This is a genomic window from Butyricicoccus pullicaecorum (genome assembly GCF_002160355.1).
Classification (GTDB): domain Bacteria; phylum Bacillota; class Clostridia; order Oscillospirales; family Butyricicoccaceae; genus Butyricicoccus; species Butyricicoccus pullicaecorum.
The window spans coordinates 1-4,852 of record NZ_NFKK01000035.1 but is presented as its reverse complement, the minus strand read 5'-3'; the positions used below and the strand labels follow the sequence as shown (position 1 = coordinate 4,852).

Sequence of the window (4,852 nt, the reverse complement as noted above, 5' to 3'; positions counted from 1 at the left end):
GCTGGGTTGTTGGCACTCTTTTTGTTTATTCTACTAGCTCTGGGGTTCGCCGACAAAAATTGGTTAAATACTCCCGACAAAATATGGTCGCGATCTCCCGGCTCCAACACCAGAATTTGATTGGTTATGCACGCATATAGGAATTGTAGCCATATATGAAATTGAAAAATATTGTTTTACTGATTCCGATCTCTTAAATGCTGTTTTAAGTCGAGCGGAATCTAAACGCATAGATGATCACTGGTTAACGTCATGCATAGATCAAAATGTCATCGTTAATGAAGATGTTAAACTGTTTAAAAAAAGCTCGGAGAAGAATGTATGAATCTCGTGAATGATTGTGCGGCCTTGGGAGCATTTAATAAGGAAGGATGAAACATAGTCATCCTTCCTTTTTTCTTTGAATTTAAAACCTACTTCACCTTTTAAGTAACTGTTCAATATGCCCGTCACACAATCTATCAAGATAGACCATCGGTTGCAACGCAGAATGCTCTACATTGATCTCGCCTTTGGCATCCACCTTGACGACACCAGCAGCAATCAGTCGATAAAAGGTATCCTGTGCCCAATCGGGCATCTGATCGGTATGGGTATACACTTTCATTTCCTCTTCTTCCTCCTGTTTCTTCCAGAATTCCGTGTACAGGACATTGGTGTCCACCTTACCGGTCACGCCCGGCACGGTGCCGCTGTCGCTGTTCTGCCAGACATCAAACTTGCCCGTGTAGGTGGGCTTGCTCGCCCACTGTGCCAGCCAGATCGCGTCGGCATCTACTTTGATGTAATCATCAAACCAGCTTTTGGAGGCGTATACGCCGCACTGGTAGCCCGCTGCACGTATGGTATCGATAAACGCCTGCGTGATGGCCGAGATATTGGACCAGCTAAACGTAAAGCCGTGCTTTGCCTTGTAGCCGTCTGCGTCCTCCATGTCAAACCAGAGAGGCATGTCAAACTTGCGACCGTTGATGATATCCAGCAGGTGCCGCGCCTCTGCACGCGCATCCTCGACCGTGAGCGCGTAGCTGTAATGATACACGCCTACGCGCAACCCTGCGGCCTGCGCGCCTGCCAAATGTTTTTCAAACCATGGATCTACATACGTTTTGCCGTATCCTGCACGGATGATCGCGAAGTCGATTGCGGTGGCGGCACTTGTCCAGTTCACCGCGCCGTTGTGTTTACTGACGTCAATTCCTTTCACCTATACATCGCTCCTTTCTCGTGTCCAAATTGGACACGTTTTATTTTTGCTCATTCTTGCCTTGCAGCTGCTCGATCGCGCTCATAATTACATCAGGCACCGGCAGGCCCATAAGTCCAGCATTCTCGATGATCGAGATCGTTTCGTTGACGATGTACGCGATCACTACCGCATCACGGACAAACGCTGTGCCCAGGACAATGTCCAGCCGTGCAGCTACAAGCACAATTACCAGCGTCATCCCTTTTTTCAACAAACCTTGCCAGCATGCTGCGCTGTTGAGCGTTCCAGTCTCGCTTTTATCGCTGGAATGGAACACGCCCGCAACGATCAAACCGCTCAGGTAGTCAATCGCCATAAAGATAAGTAAAGTCATCATGGCAGAATCCCAGCCGCCAAACGCCTGGCTGATCGCGCCGCCCGCAATCGCTGCGCCGCCCATCAGGACAGCTTTTGTGTCTGTCAGATGTACAATCATCCCTGCACCTCCTCAATCGTTCCCAGATCATCCCATTTCACGCCTACGCTGCCCGGTGCCCAGGTATTACCGTCCTGTCCAGATCGCCAGACATGTCCCTCATAAGTACAGCAGTCTCCTGTCATGTACGGGCTTGTCGCCAGCGACAGAAACGGCTTAGCCTTTTTCGGGTCAGTAGACCAGTAAAAGCCCCACTGTGCTGGCAACTCTTCGGGCTGTCCTGTGAAAATCGTGCTGTCATAAGGCTGCACCAGCTTGACCGCATTTCCCTTAGCTGTCTGACAAACATACCCAGCCTTGTAGTTCAGGTATTGCCTTGCCGCGTCAAACGCAGGGAGGAAAGATTCTTCTGCAATGATTTCCGTACCGGACATATCCGGCGCACGTTCCTGCAGGTTCAAAGCGGCCGTGCGGCCGATCTTACGCATGGTGTCCAGGACAAATGCCTTATTTTCTGCACTCATACCTCATTAACCCCCTCTCGAATAGCGCTCGCCAGCTCGTCCCAAACATCCGGATCGGGTTCGGGTCCTGGCTCGGGGTCAGGTGTGGGGGCATGGCTCCAAGCAATGCCGTCGTACAGGTCACCGATACCATAGCCGTCAGGCAATAGGACAGGGTATCCAAAATCAATGGCGATTTCCTCGTCCTCAAATAAAGCGGCGTTTACACAGACGCCGTCCTCGATTTTTGCATAAATCATACCGTCACCTCACACATAGATGATTACAATTCCGGGAGAACCGTCTCCGCCAATAATATTTGCGTTATTTGTCCTGTCGTCCGTAACGGCGAGACAAGCACCACCACCATTTCCGTATCCAGTAGCGTTGCCGCCCTTATATGTTTTTCCGGTTCCATCATCAGAGTAAAAATATGTTTTCGCCTCTCCAGCAATCCCCATGTCACCTAATGGATACGGTTTTGCTGTGTAAATAATATTAGGTGACGATGTATTGTGATAATGTTTCAACGCAACACATCCGCCAAGGCCGAAAGCCTTCATGCTTGGGTCAAAAATATTTTTCTCTCCTAAAATAGCCGAAGAAATCCAATCGGCAACCATTCCAGGAGATGCAGATTGTTGTGAAATAATTCCGCTAACCCCTCCATACGGGGCGTTTATAGTTTTTGTGTTTAACTCGCCTGTGCGGTTGTCCCCATCGATACCGTCCAACGAACTAAATTCAAATCGTCTAACATCCTGCACACCTGCTGCCATTCTATCCATATTACCGCCGCTCGGTGCTACATAGCTTCCGAATTTTGTATCGCCACCCTTACTGCGGTACCAGTGTTGTGTTGCTACTCCTCCAGCGCCTATGATGACTTCAATTTCCTGTCCGGGTGTAACATCCATCACCACAGATTTTCCCCATCCAGACGCACCGCCAATAGCACATTCATCTTCGTATCCGCTATCTACGGCCATTTGCCACCCCTGTCCAGACTGGCCTCCACCGATCAGGAATACGCCAATATGATATATGCCATCTGGAACAATCCATGTTTTACTGGCTGTAATTCGCTCAATTTCGCGCCATGTTTTTTTATGAGCAGACAAAAAAGCGTCTTTAGGCTCAGCAGATGTAGGTATATTTAGCACGTTACATACATCATCCGACAACACATTCGCTTTATTATATACACTTCCTTGTACACTTGCATCATCTGCATATTCGAGAATGCCCTCAATTGACTGCCCATCATCCAAACGAATACGCACGCGGTTCTCTTTGCCCGGTGTGGGCACTCTATCCTGCATTTAATACACCTCCTGCAATCATAAACAGAGTTCCGGATTGCTTTAACTCAAATGCATTAACCATCGCTTGCAAATAGTCGTGCATCTGCTGTAAATCCCATTCCTGGGCGTTGACCTGTTCAGCAGTGATCGTTTCGCACCCGTCCGGTCGATGTACCGCCATCAGCTCGCGCCATTCCGGGACGGCAAACCATGCGTCTTGCAGCGCATTGATGTTTGACCGAATTCTTTCAAGCTGTGTCGGGGTGGGATATTCTCCGACAGCCCACGTTTTAGGTATAATTTTAACTCCGTATCCATATGCGTTCAAACTATCGCACAGATATTTCGTCCATTCCTCTGCGCGGTTCAGGTCGGAATAGTTCCAAAATTCTTGTGTTGAGTGATTGTAATTTAGCTGTTCCATGATTACCTCACGGGTTGTTGTATTTGATGATGATAACACCATCTGCGCCGTCTCCACCAGATGCGCCATCAGAGGGAAGGGCTTTGATGTTATAATCATTCATTCCCGGGTATCTGGTTATCGTAAAATATCCGTTTGCGCCGCTATCGCCGCCACTTCCAGCATTACCAGTATTCGGCTCACCCGACGATGCCGTTTTAGGGTTGTCAACCTGTGCTTTGCCGTCGGTGCCGTCTGCGGCGTAATATTTGCCGGTCTCAACATCCGTAATGCCAGCCGGGTAGCTTTTGCCATTGGCCGACGAATACGCACCAAACGTGGTAGCTGTGCCAGCTGTTCCGGGTTCTCCGGGCTGCTGGTCATCTTTCGGAGGGTTGCCAAAGGTTGCATGTGCACCTCCTGCGCCGCCCTTGCCACCTTTACCACAGGAATACGCAAACGACTGCCCGCTGTTGATGGACAGCGTAGCAATAAATACACGCCCGCCCTTTCCGGCCTTGCCCGGTTTAGGGCTATAATCATCCTCGTGCAGCCATGCGCCACCCTCGCCGCCATCCGCACCGTCACCGCCGCCGACCAGCTGCACATAGATTTCCGTCACGCCGGTCGGGGCTTTCCAGTTGCCCGCGCCGGTCAACACGACCTTATGATCGTAACGCTTATCGGTGTCGGTCTGGATGAGGTAGGACGGCAGATTGCGCATCACGCCGTCTACCAGCTTGAGCTGGTGCTTGTACCGGCGTGCCGAAATGGTTGTGCCGAAGGCAGTCGCCACGGTGTCGATGTCACCAGTCTCGCTGACCGGATTGCCACGCGATCTTACCGTAAACTTGCGCCCGCCGTATTGGCTCATGACGTTGGACACCACGCGACGTGCGTCGTCTACGGTATGCACAAAGGGATTGTCAACGGTCAAGGACTTATCACTCGCGGTATTGGTGCCCGGGAAGGTGACCTCTTGGTTGTCGTCCAACTTAAAGGTGATGTCCGCGATCT

Annotated in this window: 6 protein-coding genes and 1 pseudogene; all 7 read right to left on the bottom strand. The window is 50.4% G+C overall.

All coding sequences use genetic code 11. The features are described from left to right. Nucleotides 1–418: 418 nt before the first annotated feature. The gene (locus B5F17_RS14255; protein WP_087374894.1) at nucleotides 419–1,207 is read right to left on the bottom strand and encodes a glycoside hydrolase family 25 protein; all 789 of its coding nucleotides are present in this window, start codon (nucleotides 1,205–1,207) and stop codon (nucleotides 419–421) included. 40 nt (nucleotides 1,208–1,247) lie between these two features. Then, entirely contained in the window at nucleotides 1,248–1,685 is a 438-nt protein-coding gene (locus tag B5F17_RS14250; RefSeq protein ID WP_087374892.1) for a phage holin family protein, read from the bottom strand. Continuing rightward, on the bottom strand, nucleotides 1,682–2,149 hold the full coding sequence (locus B5F17_RS14245; RefSeq protein WP_087374890.1) for a hypothetical protein: 468 nt from the start codon (nucleotides 2,147–2,149) through the stop codon (nucleotides 1,682–1,684). Before B5F17_RS14245 ends, B5F17_RS14250 begins: the two co-directional genes overlap by 4 nt. Continuing rightward, the gene (locus tag B5F17_RS14240) at nucleotides 2,146–2,388 is read right to left on the bottom strand and encodes a hypothetical protein (RefSeq protein ID WP_087374888.1); all 243 of its coding nucleotides are present in this window, start codon (nucleotides 2,386–2,388) and stop codon (nucleotides 2,146–2,148) included. Before B5F17_RS14240 ends, B5F17_RS14245 begins: the two co-directional genes overlap by 4 nt. Nucleotides 2,389–2,397: 9 nt before the next feature. Further along, on the bottom strand, nucleotides 2,398–3,450 hold the full coding sequence (locus B5F17_RS14235) for a glycine-rich domain-containing protein (RefSeq protein WP_087374886.1): 1,053 nt from the start codon (nucleotides 3,448–3,450) through the stop codon (nucleotides 2,398–2,400). Beyond that, nucleotides 3,440–3,856, bottom strand: coding sequence for a hypothetical protein (locus B5F17_RS14230; RefSeq protein WP_087374884.1), 417 nt, complete (start codon nucleotides 3,854–3,856; stop codon nucleotides 3,440–3,442). The genes B5F17_RS14235 and B5F17_RS14230 overlap by 11 nt, the downstream gene beginning before the upstream one ends. 7 nt (nucleotides 3,857–3,863) lie before the next feature. Then, nucleotides 3,864–4,852 (bottom strand): annotated as a pseudogene (locus tag B5F17_RS14930) (hypothetical protein); the annotation flags it as partial.